The organism is Helicobacter muridarum (assembly GCF_000765805.2).
In the GTDB taxonomy this organism is placed as follows: domain Bacteria; phylum Campylobacterota; class Campylobacteria; order Campylobacterales; family Helicobacteraceae; genus Helicobacter_A; species Helicobacter_A muridarum.
Window position 1 is genome coordinate 23,035 of record NZ_JRPD02000018.1, and the last position, 18,634, is coordinate 41,668.

Annotated in this window: 15 protein-coding genes; 5 read left to right on the top strand and 10 right to left on the bottom strand. The window is 33.4% G+C overall.

Features of this window, described 5'->3' with window-relative positions; all coding sequences use genetic code 11:
* Positions 1 to 39: 39 nt before the first annotated feature.
* From nuoD to LS73_RS07405, 5 genes are all read right to left on the bottom strand, one after another.
* Entirely contained in the window at positions 40 to 1,269 is a 1,230-nt protein-coding gene (gene nuoD / locus LS73_RS07385) for an NADH dehydrogenase (quinone) subunit D (RefSeq protein ID WP_034559560.1), read from the bottom strand.
* Positions 1,270 to 1,276: 7 nt separating this feature from the next.
* Positions 1,277 to 2,083, bottom strand: coding sequence for an NADH-quinone oxidoreductase subunit C (locus LS73_RS07390; RefSeq protein ID WP_034559559.1), 807 nt, complete (start codon positions 2,081 to 2,083; stop codon positions 1,277 to 1,279).
* Between the two features lie 143 nt (positions 2,084 to 2,226).
* Entirely contained in the window at positions 2,227 to 2,736 is a 510-nt protein-coding gene (locus LS73_RS07395) for a NuoB/complex I 20 kDa subunit family protein (RefSeq protein WP_034559558.1), read from the bottom strand.
* Complete coding sequence (locus LS73_RS07400) at positions 2,718 to 3,107, bottom strand: NAD(P)H-quinone oxidoreductase subunit 3 (RefSeq protein ID WP_034559557.1); 390 nt, start codon at positions 3,105 to 3,107, stop codon at positions 2,718 to 2,720. The genes LS73_RS07395 and LS73_RS07400 overlap by 19 nt, the downstream gene beginning before the upstream one ends.
* Positions 3,108 to 3,433: 326 nt before the next feature.
* Positions 3,434 to 4,102 (bottom strand): methionine ABC transporter permease, encoded by a 669-nt coding sequence (locus LS73_RS07405; protein ID WP_034559573.1) that lies wholly within the window; start codon positions 4,100 to 4,102, stop codon positions 3,434 to 3,436.
* Positions 4,103 to 4,426: 324 nt separating this feature from the next.
* Between LS73_RS07405 and LS73_RS07410 the strand changes: the two genes are divergently transcribed.
* The 5 genes from LS73_RS07410 to LS73_RS07430 all read left to right on the top strand — a co-directional run bounded on the left by LS73_RS07410 (position 4,427) and on the right by LS73_RS07430 (position 8,924).
* The gene (locus tag LS73_RS07410) at positions 4,427 to 5,458 is read left to right on the top strand and encodes an oxidoreductase (RefSeq protein WP_034559555.1); all 1,032 of its coding nucleotides are present in this window, start codon (positions 4,427 to 4,429) and stop codon (positions 5,456 to 5,458) included.
* An 82-nt stretch (positions 5,459 to 5,540) separates the two neighbouring features.
* Positions 5,541 to 6,608, top strand: coding sequence for a lipopolysaccharide heptosyltransferase I (gene waaC, locus LS73_RS07415; RefSeq protein WP_052089981.1), 1,068 nt, complete (start codon positions 5,541 to 5,543; stop codon positions 6,606 to 6,608).
* Between the two features lie 196 nt (positions 6,609 to 6,804).
* On the top strand, positions 6,805 to 7,281 hold the full coding sequence (locus tag LS73_RS07420) for a hypothetical protein (protein WP_034559552.1): 477 nt from the start codon (positions 6,805 to 6,807) through the stop codon (positions 7,279 to 7,281).
* 149 nt (positions 7,282 to 7,430) lie between these two features.
* Positions 7,431 to 7,856, top strand: a complete 426-nt coding sequence (locus LS73_RS07425) for a toxin-antitoxin system YwqK family antitoxin (RefSeq protein ID WP_034559547.1) — start codon at positions 7,431 to 7,433, stop codon at positions 7,854 to 7,856.
* A 48-nt stretch (positions 7,857 to 7,904) separates the two neighbouring features.
* Positions 7,905 to 8,924, top strand: coding sequence for a YihY family inner membrane protein (locus LS73_RS07430; RefSeq protein WP_052089979.1), 1,020 nt, complete (start codon positions 7,905 to 7,907; stop codon positions 8,922 to 8,924).
* A 202-nt stretch (positions 8,925 to 9,126) separates the two neighbouring features.
* Here the strand turns inward: LS73_RS07430 and alaS are convergent, their stop codons facing one another.
* The 5 genes from alaS to LS73_RS07455 all read right to left on the bottom strand — a co-directional run.
* On the bottom strand, positions 9,127 to 11,799 hold the full coding sequence (alaS, locus tag LS73_RS07435) for an alanine--tRNA ligase (RefSeq protein ID WP_034559546.1): 2,673 nt from the start codon (positions 11,797 to 11,799) through the stop codon (positions 9,127 to 9,129).
* Positions 11,800 to 11,826: 27 nt separating this feature from the next.
* Positions 11,827 to 13,626 (bottom strand): AAA family ATPase, encoded by a 1,800-nt coding sequence (locus tag LS73_RS07440; protein ID WP_034559544.1) that lies wholly within the window; start codon positions 13,624 to 13,626, stop codon positions 11,827 to 11,829.
* A 122-nt stretch (positions 13,627 to 13,748) separates the two neighbouring features.
* Entirely contained in the window at positions 13,749 to 14,804 is a 1,056-nt protein-coding gene (locus LS73_RS07445; protein ID WP_034559543.1) for a TDP-N-acetylfucosamine:lipid II N-acetylfucosaminyltransferase family protein, read from the bottom strand.
* Between the two features lie 306 nt (positions 14,805 to 15,110).
* Positions 15,111 to 17,327 carry a glycosyltransferase family 2 protein gene (locus LS73_RS07450; protein WP_114985915.1) on the bottom strand — a complete coding sequence of 739 codons (2,217 nt, stop codon included), beginning with the start codon at positions 17,325 to 17,327 and terminating at the stop codon, positions 15,111 to 15,113.
* A 192-nt stretch (positions 17,328 to 17,519) separates the two neighbouring features.
* Positions 17,520 to 18,634 (bottom strand): glycosyltransferase (locus LS73_RS07455; protein ID WP_104717613.1); only part of this gene is annotated, 1,115 nt, incomplete at its 5' end.

Here is an 18,634-nt window from a genome sequence, read left to right on the forward strand (position 1 = left end):
AGCTATAAAATCCTGCAAAGCACAAATAGCTAACAGAATCTATCTATCAATCTCTCCTAAGATAATATTGCTATTACCAATCATTGTAATAATATCTGCTAGATAATGCCCCGGCATGATTGCAGTCATACCTTGCAGATGATAGAAGCTTGGTGCTTTTACTTTAACTCTATGTGGATATGGATTCCCTAATGAGCTAATGAAGAATCCAAGTTCTCCCTTTGGAGATTCAGTTGGTGCATATACCTCTCCCTTTGGAGGTCTCATGCCTTGGGTTACCAAAACAAAATGCTGCATTAGCGAATAATTTTGCGTCATAATATCTTCTTTTGGGGCAGAAATATATTGTGGAGCATGTGCCATTAATTGCGTTGAAGTGCCTTTATACATGGCTATTGCTTGCTTTATAATACTACAACACTGATATACTTCTTCAGTATAAAGAACATAACGACCATAACAATCTCCGCTATCAGTGTATGGGACTTGGAAATCTATCTCATCATAAATTTCATATGGCTCTTCCTTACGAATATCATAACACACACTGCTACCTCGTAGCATAATACCGCTTAAACCATAGTCTTGAGCTTGTTGCTTAGTGATTTTGCCAACACCCTCAAGCCTCATGCGCCAAATTCTATTCTTATCTAAAAGCCCCTTGATTAAATCGGTTGTTTGCACAACTTCAATCAAGCAATGCTCTATGTTCTCAAACCAATTATTTGGAATATCTAATGGAACACCGCCTATTCGAATAGAATTATGTGTAAGCCTAGCACCACAATAATCCTCTATCATGTCTAATATATATTCCCTACCCTTGAAGGCATATAAAAATACGCTCATAGCACCAACATCAAGAGCATGAGTAGCCATAAAAAGCAAATGCGAAGCTAAGCGGTTAAGCTCTAATAGAATAGTGCGAATAACTTTTGCCCTACGGGGAACTTCAACGCCAAGCAAAGTCTCAACACCATATGCAAACGCATGGTTATTACTGCTTGCAGCAGTATAATCCATACGGTCTGTAGTTGGCATAAATTCGTTATATATCATATTTTCTGCGAGCTTTTCAACGCCTCTATGCAAGTATCCAATATCTGCTACAGCGCGTGTAACCAACTCACCATCAAGCTCTAATATAAGCCTTAATTGACCATGTGCACTTGGATGTTGAGGTCCTAGATTCACTACCATTTTATTATCGTCTTGCTCAAATAGCACATTTTCAAATTGAGTTTGTAGCTTATTAAAATATTGCGCCATGGATACCTCACAATCTCTTGTCAAGAATTTTAGGATTATTTGTTGGAAACTTTTTTAAGATTGGTGGTTTATTTATCTCTTGATAGGTAATTTTATGAATGCTATCACTAGGCTCTGAACCTTTGGGGACTTCTTTACCAATACGTGCAAAGTTTATACTATCAGCCCTATCTACCCTAGCACTATCTCTTTGCTCTGGACCCACAATACTGCGATATTCCCTACCAAAAATTTTATCAACTTCATACCAAGAAGCAAATTCATCGCCTTTAAGCGGATAAGATTTAAGTAATGGGAATCCTACCCAATCAATAGGCATTAATATCCGCTTTAAGAAAGGATGATTTTCGAATTTGATTCCAAACATATCATAGCATTCCCTCTCACTCCAATTTGCAGCAGGAAAAATTTCACTTACAGATGGAATACTTTCATCTTCTCTAATTCTACATTTTATCCTAAGCCTGCGTCTACCCTTATGAGATTGCTCATGAGAAGTAAGCTGATAGAATAATTCAAAGTGATTGTCAATAGCCAAATTATCAATCGCACTCATTTCTGATAAGATGTTATATCCAAGCGATTTTAGAATCTCCAATGTCCTAAGTAATAAATCTTTCTTAACATAAAATACACCCTGCCCTATCTCTACATAACTTTTAAGAATTAATTTTTCCTTGTTTAAAGCCTCTTCTACTATAGCAAACTCACTTTGGGCAGTAGGAATCCTAGTAGTAAGAATTGGCTGATAAAATGTATCTGTGTGATATACCTTTCTTTGAACATCTTTTTTTGGTTGCTTCCTTCGTATCATGTTATATCCTTAAAAATCCTTTTATAACTTTAACTACATACGCAGGCGCGAAACTAACCTAGCAAATACTACCTGCATAATACTTAATTCTATAATCTGTATTAAATAAGAACTCTATACTCAAAATCTATTTAAAGTAATAGCTATACTAGACGTTTTGTTGCTGGGCTTGGCAAAGCTTTCTGTGAACGAATTTTTTGCTGTAAAACCATCATCGCATATTGTAATGTCTCGGGACGAGGTGCACAACCGGGCAAGTAAATATCAACAGGAATAATTCTATCTACTCCTTGCACAGTCGCATAAGTATTAAACATTCCTCCGGTATTTGCACAACTGCCCATAGAAACTACCCATTTTGGCTCTGGCATCTGGTCATATAAACGACGTGTAAATTCTGCATGTTTCTTTGTCAATGTCCCAGCAATAATCATAACATCGCTCTGCCTTGGGCTAGCACGAAATATAATACCAAATCTATCAAAGTCAAATCTCGAGCCGCCTGTAGCCATCATCTCAATAGCACAACAAGCCAAACCATATGTAAGGGGCCAAAGAGAGTTACTCCTTCCCCAATTTAGAATCTTATCTACAGTTCCCAATGCAACAGGCATGCCCTTAGCACTTAAATAATCTACTTGATGTCTTGCCATGCCAAAGCTCCTCGTTTCCACGCAAAAAGAAATCCAACCACAAGCAAGCCAATAAATGCTAACATCTCAACAAAGCCAAGTATGCCAAGATTGCGATATTCTAATGCCCATGGAATCATAAATATAACTTCAACATCAAATAAAACAAACAAAACAGCAATGATATAGAACTGATGTGAAATTCTATTGCCCTGCTTAATTGGAATTGGACCACACTCATAAGGCGCGCTCTTTAGCTTATCGCCTTGTCTTTGTGCTAATTTTCTAGAAACTACTCTCTGTAAAAAAAATGTTGCTTGAAAGGCCACTAGAGTAAGAACAAACATTACGAATGCTCCAAAGTAAGGGTGATTAAAAGCCGCACTATCCATATTATTCTTCCTTAATAATGAAATAAATCTGCTTATTGCACACCATGATTCCCAAATTAAAAATAAAATTCGGAAAACTATGTTAGTTTGATTCTAGGTTTTCTTTAATAAAGAATTAATAAAAAATTTATACAAGGTAATGTTTTATTTTAGAATAGTTACTAATTGTTACTTTTATGATAAATAATTTCATTTAATTCAAATATCAAGTTTTATAATATACTCAAACGACAATATATACAATACATGGCTATCTAACTATATACAATAATTGAGAACTAAGATTTATATAGTATAAAACAATATAAATAAGTAAAAAACGAATATCATCTAAAAAATTTATCAAAGATTCCAAAGTTATGAGTTCTTAAAGCACGAGAAAGCCTATCTCCAATAGCTTGGACTAGTTGCACCAAAATTATCACCATAATACATGTAAGAAATAGTGTTAATGTATCAAAGTTTTGATAGCCAATATTAATAGCTAAAGCACCAAGACCAGGAGCACCAACTGCCCCAGCCATAGCAGAATATCCTATAAGAGAAACAACAGTATTAGTGGTTGCATTCACCAATGCAGGCATAGATTCCATAATCATCATCTTAACCACATAAAACTTACTAGCACCCATGCTTAAAGTAGCCTCAATTAAGCCATTGTCTACTTCCTCTAGCGCAGATTCAAAAAGCCTAGCAACAAATGGAATAGCTGCTATTGACAATGGTATAATAGCAGCTGTTGAGCCAATACTTGTGCCAATGATAAATCTCGATAAAGGGAACAATAGAATAATCAATATTATAAATGGAAACGAGCGAACAATATTTACAATCGTGCTTAGTATGTTGTTTAACATTGGTTTTGGAAATATGGAGTTAACCTTTGTGATACTTAATAAAATACCTAATGGCAATCCAAATAATACAGCAAAAAAACTAGAAAAAAATACCATATACGAGGTCTCTATTGTGGCATCAGAAATATCGCTTATTATATGAAAGGCACGCTCTGCTATGTCTGGATTCTCAATCAACGCATAGCATAGAATCTCAAATGAACTTTCACTTTGGGAATCTTGCAAAGATTGTGGCATATTAATAAAATGCAATATGAAAGGTTGCATATATCTCCTTAGATTAGCTATAAGAATAGTTTAAATTCTATCCAAACCAAACAAAAATGATTTAACTAAGATGGTTAAAACTAAGGACAATGGTATGTTATACTTAGCTAATGGTATTCAACATTAACATTTAGATTATTTTGTCTATTTATCTAGAAATTAGAATATATTTATAATAATTAAGGAAACTCATGTATGAAACAGAAAGATGATCTATTTTCTACTTGGAATATCAAAAACTTAATCTTAAAAAATCGCATTGTTATGGCACCTATGTGCCAATATCAAGCAACAAAAGATGGCAAAACAACAAAATGGCACAAGCTACACTATTCCACAAGGGCAGTAGGTGGAGTAGGATTAATAATTTTAGAATCTACTGGAGTATCACCCATTGGTCGTATTACAGATAAAGACTTGGGAATCTGGGAGGATTCTCAAATACACGGTCTAAAAGAAATAGTAGATGAATGTCATATATATGGCGCAAAAGTAGCACTCCAAATCATTCATGCAGGCAGGAAAAGCGAGATTGATGGAGAGATTCTAGCTCCCTCTCCTATTGCTTTTAGTAAAAAATATAAAGTCCCAACAGAAATGAATAAAAATCATATATATCAAGTCATATCGGAGTTTAGTTTAGCTGCTAAGAGAGCACAAGAGGCTGGTTTTGATGCTGTGGAAATACACGCTGCACATGGCTATCTAATATCGCAATTTTTAAGCCCAATATGCAACAAAAGAGATGATGAATATGGAAGAGATAGGGCTTTATTTTTAAAAGAAATCATACTTTCTTGTAGAGATAAGTTAGGCGGCTCCTATCCTATCATTGTGCGCATTTCAGCCAATGACTATAATAACGGAGGGAATGAACCAAAAGATTTTATACAGTTGCTTTCTCCAATAAAAAATCTAATAGACTGCTTGCATATTAGCACAGGAGGTATAGTTGGCGATGTAATAATGAATGAGGCTGCTCAAATATTCCCCGGATATCAGACAATGGCTTGCAAGATTATCAAACATGGACTGCAAGATATTCCTTGTATTAGCGGAGGCTTAATAAATGATGCTTTAATGGCAGATGAGATGATAAGAAATAATAGATGTGATGCTGTTTTTATTGGCAGAGAGCTTTTGCGAAATCCATACTGGTGCTTACATGCTGCACAAAAGTTACATAAAGACATACAATGGCATGAATCATACTTATACGCAAAGTAATATCAATTCTTAAATATTTATAGTAATACTTAATGAATAAAAGAATTAACTAGAAAAAATTTCTAGCAAGTAAAGGAAAATTATGAGAATTGCAATCATTAGGTTATCGTCTCTAGGTGATGTAGTTATATCTTCTAGTATGCTAGCGGCATTAAAATCAGTGCAAGATTGTCGAGTAGAATGGTTTGTAGATGAAAGATTTGCAGGTGTATTAGAAAAATCCCCATGTATAAACAAAATTCATAAATTTCCATTTCAAAAAATGCTAAAAAGTCTAACAGGATTGGTAGAGATTCGTTCTTATGCTAAGAATATTGGCAAATATGACATGGTTATAGACATGCAAGGGCTAATAAAATCAGCTAGTATTGGTAAGTGCTTAAGCACAAATAAATTTGTAGGATTTAGCAAAAATGGCTGCAGAGAGGGTATGGCTAGCTATCTATATTCGCATAAGGTAGACATAAGCTATGATTCAAATATTTTAGAGCGAAATTTCAAGGTGCTATTTAGTCATATAAATAAATTCAATGAGTCTGTAATGCCTCTTTCAAAGGCAATTGAACTACGCTCCCAAAGCCTTGGAATTAGCTATCACAATTTAGATCCAGAACTCTTAAAGATGCTTCAACAAAATGAAACAATAGGAGAAAAAACCTTTAAGATACTATTTATACTAGAAGCATCGATTCCAGAAAAAGTATATCCAATTAAGAACTATGCCATGCTTTCAAGGCTAATAACAAGATTTATACCCAATTCAGAATTCTTTTTGGTATGGAATGAGGATTCAGATAGGGCAGATGATTTATTAGAAATGATAAAACAGCAAAATATAAGAGTATGCAAACTACCAAAACTATCAATGAATAACTTAAAATTCGTTATGAAACAGATGGATTGCGTCATTGGTGGAGATACAGGTGTCACACATCTTGCATGGGTTATGGGCGCACCAACTATTACTTTATATGGTAATAGTTCTAAAACTAGTGGGAAAAATATGCGAGACACATCTATTGAACGAGTACTATTAGGAAACCCTTATATCGTATCAAAAAGCAACAGATTCGAGATTGCTTCTATTAGCCCTGATGAGATATTAAGGACAATTAAAACTTCAGTGCAATTAAGCTCGAGATATTTATAAATTCTGCCAGTAATTAACGAATCCTCATTAAATAAAGTTAAAGCATATTGATAACTTAACAACAAAGTCTTTAAAAGCCTCCATAGATTTATGACTATATATCTCACAATCTCCTTGTCTTGTAAATAAAAATAGAATTAGTCATAATTTCAGCTATAATTCTAACAACATCTTTTAAAGTTTTTAAGGAGAAATCATGAGAATATTACAGAGCTTATTGTTTGTTTCTGTTGCTACCACAGGATTGTTAATGGCACACTCGGATATGGACAATAAGAATACACATAATCAGTCTGGTATGCATAACCATAACGATCATCATATGGAACTAAAAGCACCAGATGGCATACTTGGAGAGATATATCATAAGGCTAGCTTCAAGCAAAAGAGAGAAATTTTACAAATTGAATATGAATTTCATAAAGAAATGAAAAAACAAACTCAAAAATTTAAGGATTATCGGGAATCTGTAGCATTTGACTTGAAAAATCTCAAGCTAGATCTAGAAGAAGCGAAATATGATAGAAATAACTCAAAAGCTACAAGCATTCTAAATCGTATAGTTAAGAAAAAAGAAGAATTAAGAAAAAATAAACAAGATGAAAAAAATCTAATCTATCTATTAAATGAAGATAGAATCAAAAAAATTAATGAGGTTTTAAACGTTAAATAGATTGAAATTACCTATTCAAAATTAAAACTACTAATATAAGACATTATTAAGGAACTATAATTAACTTAGGATTCCTAGTATGTCTTTTTCTACTAAATAATTGTCAAATTATTACTTGTATTTAATTAAATTTAAGTTTAAACTAAATCATGAGATATATATTATTTATATTCATACTGATTCTTTCATTTGCTTTTGCTAAGTTAAATCAATGTCAAGTAGTTATTGATGAGATTATCCTGGATGGAACTTGCAAAGGGTCATTAAAGCATGGAAAATTTGTAGGTTACTATAAAAATACGATAGTAGCATTGGAAGTGCATTATAAGAATGATTATCTACATGGTAGCTTCAAGCACTTCTATCCTGATGGAAAACTACATTTCTATGGATATTATAAAAAATCCAAGTTACATGGCTCTTTCTACCAATACAATACTAAAAATCAAGTCTTGAAAGCAAATTTTAAGAATGGTGTTCTTCACAATTGGCTTCATATATTCGATGAGAATAAAAAAACACTATCCCTTAAATATTATTATGGTAAACTAATTAGGCAAGAGTTTTTAGACTAGCTTCACCGTTAAACTTGTGTTATGATAATATTAAGGAATAACTTATTAATGACAAAATATAGCTCATTATTTACTAACCAAACAAATCCTAATACAAATAGCAGCCCACTAGATAATATAAAATACAATATAAGCTTTTTACCCACTTCTATAAATATAAATTATACATCAAGTTGCATATCAAATAATAGCACAATAGAGCACAATCCTAAACTTAAAAATAATATAGATTCAAAAAAAAGTAGTTTTTTAGCCAAAATCAAAGCAAAATTATATAATGAATATTATAAATGTATTCATTATTATTACGACTTCACAGATAAAGAAAAAATATTTCACTACGCCTCATCTCTAAGTTTTTATAATATATTCTCCATTATACCAATGTTACTTGTATTTATTTCTATTTTTACAACTTTTCCATTATTTAACAATCAAATTAATAGCCTTAAAGAGTTTATATTAGATAATATATTGCTTGACAATACAAATGACATCTTAACTATGATTGATGGATTCTTGCTTAATGGCAAAGAGATGGGATTTATAGGATTCCTAGTAGCCCTTGTTAGCTCTTTTTTCTTCTTTCGTAACTTTGATGATATATCCGCTAGAATCTTTATTGCTAAGAAACGAAGTCTATTTGACTCCTTTATAATTTATTGGTTACTAATCACTCTTATACCAATATTCTTAGTAACATCAATATATTTTGGTTCAAGCTTATCTACTAAGTATTGGGATATATTTTCTAGTTTTTCTAAGTTCATACCAATGCTTACTGCATGGTTAACTTTTGCAATCCTATTTCGCATAGCAGCAAATAAATCTATTCGTTTTACAGTGCTAGCCTTAAGTAGTATGCTTGGTGCTGGTATTTGGTATCTATTCAAAAGCTTATTTGTTTATTACATGGGATATAATCAATTCTATAAAAATATTTATGGGTCTATTTCTATAATCATGTTTATGCTTTTGTGGATTTATGTATCATGGTTAGTAATATTAGTATCTATGCGCTTTTGTAAAAAACTAGATGATAGATTTCCACTTCATGATACAAGGTAATGTAGTATTGTTTATATATTGTCATGTTTATGAATGTATAGAATATGCTAGATATTGGGCAATCGCCCTTATACACAAATTTACAATTTAAAATCTAGCAGCAATAAATTTTTATACTTTATTTAAGGAACAGTAATGACAAAAAGCTCATATTTCCCACAAAACAATCTTCTAGGAAGATAAATACTAAAATCCAATATGCTTAATAATCCCTTAAAACATTCTTTGCAATATCTATAGCTAAAGCTAAAGCCTCATTAATCTTACTTATATCCCTGCCTCCTGCAGTGGCAAAGTCATCTCTACCTCCGCCACTGCCTCCTAGGATCTGTGCTACTTGCTTCACCCATGTCCCAGCTTTTAGCTGTGCATTTTTTACCCCTGCTGCAATGCTTATTTTATTTTTAGATTTAGTCAATAGCAAAATAGCTACATTTTCATTTTCATTTTTCACCCTATCAATCAACTCTTTTGCTTCATTTGCGCTTATGAAATCAAGCTTTAGCACAATGAGCTTCACGCCATTTATCTCCTCATAATCAAGGCTTTTTATATTCTGTTTCGCCTTATTTACTCTCTCTTTTGCCTCATTTAACTGCATTTTTAATTTGTCAATGCCTTGCAAAACATCTTGAGATTTTAAAGATTCTCTTGCCTTATCTAATTCAATCAAAGCATTCTTACCATATTGATATGCCGCATTTCCACATACTGCTTCAATTCGCCTCACGCCACTGCTTACACTTGATTCTTTAGTGATGTAAAAACTGCCAATTTCAGCAGTGTTCTTAATATGAATCCCACCGCATAGCTCGATAGAATCGCCAAAAGAAATCACACGCACACTCTCTCCATACTTCTCACCAAAAAGAGCTTTCGCTCCTTTTTCTTTTGCATCTTTGATATTCATAGTTTCACATTTTTGGCTATTTGCTTTAAGAATCTGCTCATTGACAAGATTTTCAATATGGGTAATTTCATCATTTGTCAAAGCCTTTGGATGAGAGAAGTCAAAGCGCAAACGATGAGGCTGCACGAGGCTTCCTGCTTGAGCGATATGACTTCCTAACACTTTGCTTAGCGCAAAATGTAGCAAATGCGTAGCCGAGTGGTGTTTCATAATCTCTAAACGATTAGAATCTACCTCCGCAAATACTTCCTGCTCTACTTTCAAGGTTCTTAGAGATTCTACAAGAGAGAGATTTAGCCCAAAGAATTTTTGCGTATCTAGCACATTGGCATATTTTTGCGCCTGTGAAGATTCTAAAGCTTTATTTGTAGAATATAGCACACCCGTATCGCCCACAGGACCCCCGCTTTCAGGATAAAATGGCGTAATATCAAGCATTACCCAGCCTTGAGAATTAGGCTCTAATATATCCACTATTCTAAAATTAGAATCTAACAAGGCTTTAATCTTGCACGATTGCTTATTGCTCTCATAGCCCACAAATTCATTTTTCCCAAACTTGCTTAAAAGCAGATTGAAATCTCCCTCTTTCAAAGAATCACCGCTGCCTTTCCAACTCGCCTTTGAGCGATTTTTTTGTTCATTCATACATTGATCAAACACTTCCATATCCACTTGTATATGCTTTTGGCGCAACATATCTTGAGTTAAATCAAGCGGGAAGCCATAAGTATCATAGAGCTTAAACGCCACTTCACCGCTAAAAGTCCCCTCTTGCTTTTTACAATCCTCACTTTGCAAACTTTCTAACTCCGCATTAAACAATGCCATTCCGGATTCTATGGTTTCAAAAAATCGAAGTTCTTCTGCATTACACTGCTCTTTAATGGCATTTTTGCGCTCTTGCAAATAACAATAATGCTCTCCCATACTTTCACACACCACGCCCACAACCTCGTATAGAAATGGCTTTTTTAGTCCTAGCAAATAACCGTGGCGCACTGCACGGCGTAATATCCTACGCAAAACATAGCCGCGCCCCTCTTTGTCAAAATTTACTCCTTGTGCTAAAAGAAAAGCAACACTTCTAGCATGATCTGCTATTACACGAAAAGAAGCTTGAGTATTTTTAATTTCAAGAATCTGTGATTCTTGAAAGTCAAATCTATCAAAAATTTCATCATCGCCCATATATGTTTTGTGCGTGAGATTCTCAATACATCGCATTAAGGGTGCAAAAAGACTTGTATCAAAATTATTAATCTTGCCCTCTTTAAGCGCAATGACACGCTCTAAGCCCATTCCTGTATCAATGCTAGGCTTTGGCAAAGGTATTCTTTTGCCATCTTTTTGTTCAAACTGCATAAAGACAAGATTCCATATTTCTAAGAATCTATCACCCTCGCCACCGAAATAATCTTCATCGCTATGAAAATATTTATCGCCTTGATCGACATAGATTTCACTGCAAGGTCCGCAAGGTCCGCTATCACCCATTTGCCAGAAATTATCCTTATCGCCCATTCGCTTAATACGCTCTGCCGCGATATGCTCACACCATAGCTTATATGCCTCATCATCGCTCTCGTGGATTGTTACGTATAACACAGATTTATCAAAACCTAGAATCTGCGTTACAAACTCCCACGCATACGCGATTGCCTCTTTTTTGAAATAATCACCAAAGCTAAAATTACCAAGCATTTCAAAAAGTGTATGATGACGCGCTGTATAGCCGACATTTTCTAAGTCATTGTGCTTTCCACCTGCGCGGATACAAAGCTGTGAGCTTGTAGCTCTTGGCAATGTGGGAATAGGAATATTGCCTGTAAAAATATCCTTAAATTGCACCATTCCCGCGTTTGTAAAAAGCAAACTTGCATCATCTGGAATAAGTGGCATAGAATCATAGACTTTATGGTCTTTCTTAGCAAAAAAATCAATATAGGCTTGTCTAATATTCATTGTGCTCCCTTCATAGTTGATTTATTACTAGACTAAAAGAATCCTCTGAATGTCATCTTTATCCAACCTCTCCTTATCTAGTAGCTCATTGGCAATAATTGGAATATATTGCTTATATAGTTGCAAGAAACTTTTATGCTCATTATATGCCTGTGTCAATATGTCTAATACATCATCTTGTGTTCCAGTGATTGTAACACCCATACCATAGTCCTTACACATAGTCATAGCTATATTCTTTGCTTCTTGTAAATCTTGCTTAGAAATATTAGCAGATTCTAAGCCTTCTATTTCTAAAGCTATATTACCGCTAAGAGCAACCCTTATATAAGTAATCATTTCGCTTTTTAAAGCACATTCTGGAATCTTAGTCAAATTTTGAGCATTAGAATATGTAATAAGGGATATTTTCTCAAAGTCTTGGAGTAGCCAATATTGTGAAATTGCCTTACCCGCGTTATATATTGCAATGATTTTCTTTTGGGATTCTGATAATGCAATTTGCTTTTTTGTCCCAAAAATAATCTTATCACTAGCAGCAATAATATCGTCTGTAGTAATGCTATCCCTTTTGTCTCGCAATGCGTAAAGAGCTGCTTCATTGACTAAAGACATTATATCTGCGCCACTAAATCCTACGCAAAGCTTAGCTATTTCTGCTAGATTTACATTGTGTTTGCGACCTTTTAAATATACCTTTAATATCTCTTCCCTTTCTTTTATATCAGGTAAATCAACAAATATTCGCCTATCAAATCTACCGCTTCTAACTAATGCGCTATCGATATTTTCTACTTGATTAGTGGCAGCTATGACTATGATTCCACTTTGTTGCTCAAAACCGTCCATTTGTGTGAGAAGCTCATTTAAGGTTGACTCCCATTCTTGGTGATTATCAATTCCCCTCATCTTGCCTATAGCATCAATTTCATCAATAAATATAATAGCAGGCGCGCTAACCCTAGCCCTAGCAAAGAGATCTCTTACTCTTTGCGCTCCAATACCTACATACATCTCAACAAATGAAGAACCGCTTTGATAGAAAAATGGCACGCCTGCCTCGCCTGCAACAGCTTTGGCTATCATAGTTTTGCCAACCCCTGGAGGACCTGATAACAATACTCCTTTTGGTAAATGGATTCCTAAATCTTGGTATTTCTTAGGATTCTTAAGATAATCAATAATTTCTAATAGCTCGTCCTTTGCCTGCCTAATACCTGCCACATCATTAAAGCGAACATGGCTAGTCATTGGGGCAATAGGCTGGGTTATACGGTAATCATTAGGACTAGAATTAGTATAAGACTTATTAGCGTATGTATTCATATTGTCATTAATTTTATTAGGATTTGTTTTATTTTTAACATAAAATATTTTTGTATAAAACATAAAGCTTGCTATGATTCCAATTAAACCAAACACAAAAATAAATGCTAAATAATACATCTTATCTGTGTAGCTTATTCTACTTTGTATAGATGGCAATATGGGTTGGTTGAGTAAATTATTAATATTAGTCTGTGAATTAGGAAGACATACATCATTAGAATCCTTAATACAATTAGTAGCATCTCCAACTCTAGGGAGCAAGGAATATATAGAATCTTGCAAAAGAGAAGAAAGGGGCATTGTGTAGATAGCATTTTTAGTATGCAAAAAAAGCGTGCTAGAATCCACAAATATCTCTTGTGGTGTTTGTTGTTTGAGGATTTCTATAAGCTCTGACTTAGAAACCTCAATACCTTCATCTCGTAAGATAATTGCAAAAAACAAAATGAGAATAATCCAAGCAAGTCCAATAGATATGAATATCTTTTTTGTATCCATAAGATTCCAATTTTATCAAATAGATGCAATTATACACTCAAAAATCATGAATACTATTCTAAGAATGCCGCAAAGACTTATTTACAGAGTGATGCAAAATGTAAAACTTGATACAATTCAAATTAGCTATAAAACGACTTTTGATTATTTATTTGATTCTCCTTGCTATATAGCTTAATTAATAACTCCCTATTATGCGTAGAATCCTCAAACGAAATAGGCTCTAAATTAAAGTTATTCATATCAAAGATTCGAAAGCCTTTTTGAATTAAGAAATCATAATGCGTAGTTCCAGCATTTAAATATACCTTTTTCCCTAATGCAAGTAACACAAAAATATTGCCCATAGCTTGCTGCTCTCTATGGTTAAATATGGCTATATCAACATTTTGTAAGAAGTCTTGGTATTCAGAAAAAGGCATAAATGATTCTAAGGCATGAAATCTATCCATAAATAAGTCTTTTCCAATCGTCTTAATACGATTAGCATAATCCATATTTCCATATGATAGAGGAGCATATATTTGCAAATTATTATTTGGTAATTGCCCAAGGATATTTAAAGCCTCCTCATGATTATTCGTAGGTGCGGCGGAATTGCCCACTTGTATAATAATATTATCACCTTGTTGCTTGAATGGAATATCCTTATATTTCTCAAAGAATGTTACATACATGAATGGTTCTAACATCTTACCCTTTGCGCCATACCATTTACAAGCTAAATCATAATCCCCATATACAACCGGAATAAAAAATCCAAATCGTTTAATAATAAATCTTCTATATTTTTCCTTTTTATGATACCAAGGGTCATTTTTATCACCATTGACATAATCAAACAAATCGCCTCCCCAGATTGCATAGTGGCATTTTTTAAGATTCCAAAAAACGAAGCTTAAAACTCTATTTGCTCTATGTTCCCACAACCCATGTATAAAAACCTTATCTGATATTTGTATATGCCAAGCAAGATATAAATCCCTTAGGAATACATTAGGGAATCTCTTCCATAATAAAATTATATTATCTCGCTTTGGCAGGGGATATTGAGCTAAATAACTCTCATCTCCATAAACTAAAAATGTATGCTCTTTAGGGTTTAGGTATGTCTCTATAAAATTTATATATGGAGGTATAAACTTGTCTAGCCACATAATATGACATATTTTCTTCATAAGCATTCCTTATTGTTAAAATTGTCAAATAAAGAGCTAAGATATGTGGGATGTATAAAATGTAAAAAATAGTGCCGGTGACTATTATGTAAACAATATGGACTTGAAAAAAGTAATACAAAGCAAGAATTAAGATGCAATGTCAAAAATAGATATAATATTCCTTGAATATATATTTTAGGGTTGCTTGAAGTAGACTCAATTTCTAAGGGATATAGATTTGATATGTGAGTTATTATATTTGCAAGGAAATTTGCAGAAATTAGAAGATTTGGATTTATTAAGCCTAATTTAATAATTAGGAGGTTACCCCCCCCCCCCCCCATTACTTAAGGTTTGTTGATAATTTATTGCATTTGTTGTAATTTCTTTAATTTCTTCATGTTTAGATTCTATATCTCGAGCATGATTAGAAGATTCTAGAATCATTGAATACAAAACTGGATACTTGGCTATAACATTTTTTAATTGCACATCATTATAGCCCTCATCGCAGTTTGTGCGCCATAGCGCGCTATCCTGTGTTGTCCAATCTGTGATAAATATGTCTTTATAGTTATCTTCTATAACATGAATTTTTGTGCCTTGCAAAAGAGCCATAGCCCATAGCCATATATCATCACCCAATGGACAAAGACTCATAAAGAGGCTAGAATCTAAAACATCTCTATAAAGGCAGTTAGGAGGATATAACACTCCGCCTAAACCATTTGCTAGGTGTATAAACGAGGGTTCACTGCAAACAACATCATCATTTTTAGTGCCCATATCTGCAGAATTAACATTTCTCCATTGAACATAGGGCAATAAACTATTATTAGAATCCAAGCCAATACGATTTGCTTGATTGCAATGAATACAACTAGGATTATTGGTATATGCCAAAAATAATTTTTCTAGCCAATCATTGGGATATAAAGCATCATCATCAGCAATAACAATAACACAATCTCTATACTTATCCAAAGCATATACTATTTTTTTATAGGATTTTAGATTTCCCTCAACAAAGGCTATCTCTAGCCCAAATCTTTGAAAAGACAAGAGAGAGTTAGGTAAGTCTCGCTTTTTATTGGGAAACTCATCGCTGCTTAACCATAATATAACTTTGTCTGGCTTATGTGTTTGAGTAAGAAGCGAATACGCCGTATAAAATACCTGTGAGATTCTCTTAGGATATGAAGTAAACGACACAATAAGCTCTGGTTTGTGAGACTTATCTGCAAATTTTCGCACTCCTAACACACCCAACCTAAAAAAGTTGTTAATATTATTTTGCAATGCATTTAAACGATATTTTACAAATCGTTTATTTTGAAATCTTTGAATTTTTCTAGCAAGAAAATTATTTAATGTCTTTGGAATCCTCTCCTCTTTAAACTCTTTGTAATATATCTTTGAAATATCTGCTTTAATTATAAATCTTTGTCTATACTTCCTAAGCCAATCTCGAAAGCCAAAAAGCATATTATATACACTTGGAAATACCATACGAAGTGCCAACTTAAGCGGGAGTGTGCAATGGTAATGTTGATATAAAGATTTTATTAAAGCTTCGCAATCAGCTTGCATTAATATTATTGGTTGCTGTCTAATGAAGGTTTGTATTGATTCTTGCAACCATAGGCTTGATAAGTTTGGTTTGCCTATTTTTGCATAATATGAAGATATATAGTATAAGCTTCGCACGCTATTTGCTACTCTATCCTCATTGGCTAATGATGAATATATCCCACCAGCATGTAGCCGATAATAAGATGGATTAATATCAGACAAGAATTTAACGCTGCCATAAGCACCTAAGAGGGCATTTACAAACACATCTCCATTAAAAATTCTCTGCAAATAATGAGAGATAATAGGTTGCGAATAATCAATCACATTGCGATAGCAAAGTGTGCGCAAAGACATAAAAACCTCTCGCCTCTGCAATGATAATCCGCTAGATACCTTATCTCTATCAAGGTTATCATATAATATATGAGAATTATCCTTAGGCATAATACACTCATGATAACAACCTACAAATTCTGGATTTGATTCTAGAAATGCTACTTGTTTTTGAATCTTATGTATATCATTCCAATAATCATCTCCTTCACAAAGTGCTATATATTTGCCTGCCATATTATGCATAATAGCCCAGAATGGTTTACCTTTATCACCTTTGCTATATTGGTTTTCTTCTTCATACATAGCTTTTATGATTTGTGGATATTTTGATTGATATTCTTTTATGATTCTATCTGTGCCATCTGTTGAACAATCATCATGAATAATTATTTCAAATGGAAAAGTTGTTTCTTGTTCTAAAAATCCTATTAAACATTGCTCTATAAAATCTATATGATTGTATGTAATGCAAAGGAAACTACATAGTGGTTTTAATGATTGATTAGAGTTATATAAGTTAGCTTTGGATTCTGTGAGTTGATTTTGTTTAGAATCCAAGCAATCTAAGTTAGATTCTAAACCAATATGCCAATTTCGCATAATATCTTGCTGTGTTTTGTGAAACATCATATACGTCCCACAATAGTTAAAATAAAATGAGACTTTATATAGGAATAATAAAGTCTAAATATGCTATTAGTTATATATGCTAAATATCTATAAAAAATAGAGTTGGCAATAAGAAGAATAAGTTGAGATAAAAGATAAAATCTCTTAACAACAATGAAGATTAAGTTTGTGCATATTTTCCTCTCCATTTCCTTATCCTCTCTCGTAAGGAAATGATAAAGAAATGAGAGCGTGGGAAGAGCAATCGCAAAATAATCTTGATAGAAGATGAACGAAGCCCACCCAAAGGTATTTTGCCCCCCCCCGTTTATTTAACAGAGTCTTAATTACAGAATCTACGTCATCTTGCATTAAGCTAGCATCACTAGCAAAGCATAAATTTCGCAATGAAAGCTGAAAAAAGAAGCTAGCGGCTGTATAGTTACCAATCTCAGAATAGTATTCCGACATATAAAAGAAACTCTTAGTATGAATAATAAATCTTGTTTTATCTGATAAAGAAGACCATATCCCACCAGCATGTAGGCGATAATAAGAGGGATTAATATCAGACATATATCTAATGCTGCCATGCTGCCCTAGAAGTGTCCAAAGGAATGTATCTCCATTTAGAATCTTATAATGGTAGTAATGCAATGTTGGCTCTAAATAATCCACAACATTGCGATAGCAAATAGTCCTTGTTGAAATGCCAACTTCAAGCCTCTGCAACATACGAGCACTAATATCCTTATATTGACTACCAAGATCCTCTTTATACATTGTGCCATCTGATAAAATAGTATGACAACGGTGATAACAACCTACAAATTCTGGATTTGATTCTAGAAATGCTACTTGCTTTTGAATCTTATGTATATCATTCCAATAATCATCTCCTTCACAAAGTGCTATATATTTGCCTGCCATATTATGCATAATAGCCCAGAATGGTTTACCTTTATCACCTTTGCTATATTGGTTTTCTTCTTCATACATAGCTTTTATGATTTGTGGATATTTTGATTGATATTCTTTTATGATTCTATCTGTGCCATCTGTTGAACAATCATCATGAATAATTATTTCAAATGGAAAAGTGGTTTCTTGTTCTAAAAATCCTATTAGACATTGCTCTATAAAATCTATATGATTGTATGTAATGCAAAGGAAACTACATAGTGGTTTTAATGATTGATTAGAGTTATATAAGTTAGCTTTGGATTCTGTGAGTTGATTTTGTTTAGAATCCAAGCAATCTAAGTTAGATTCTAAACCAATATGCCAATTTCGCATAATATCTTGCTGTGTTTTGTGAAACATCATAT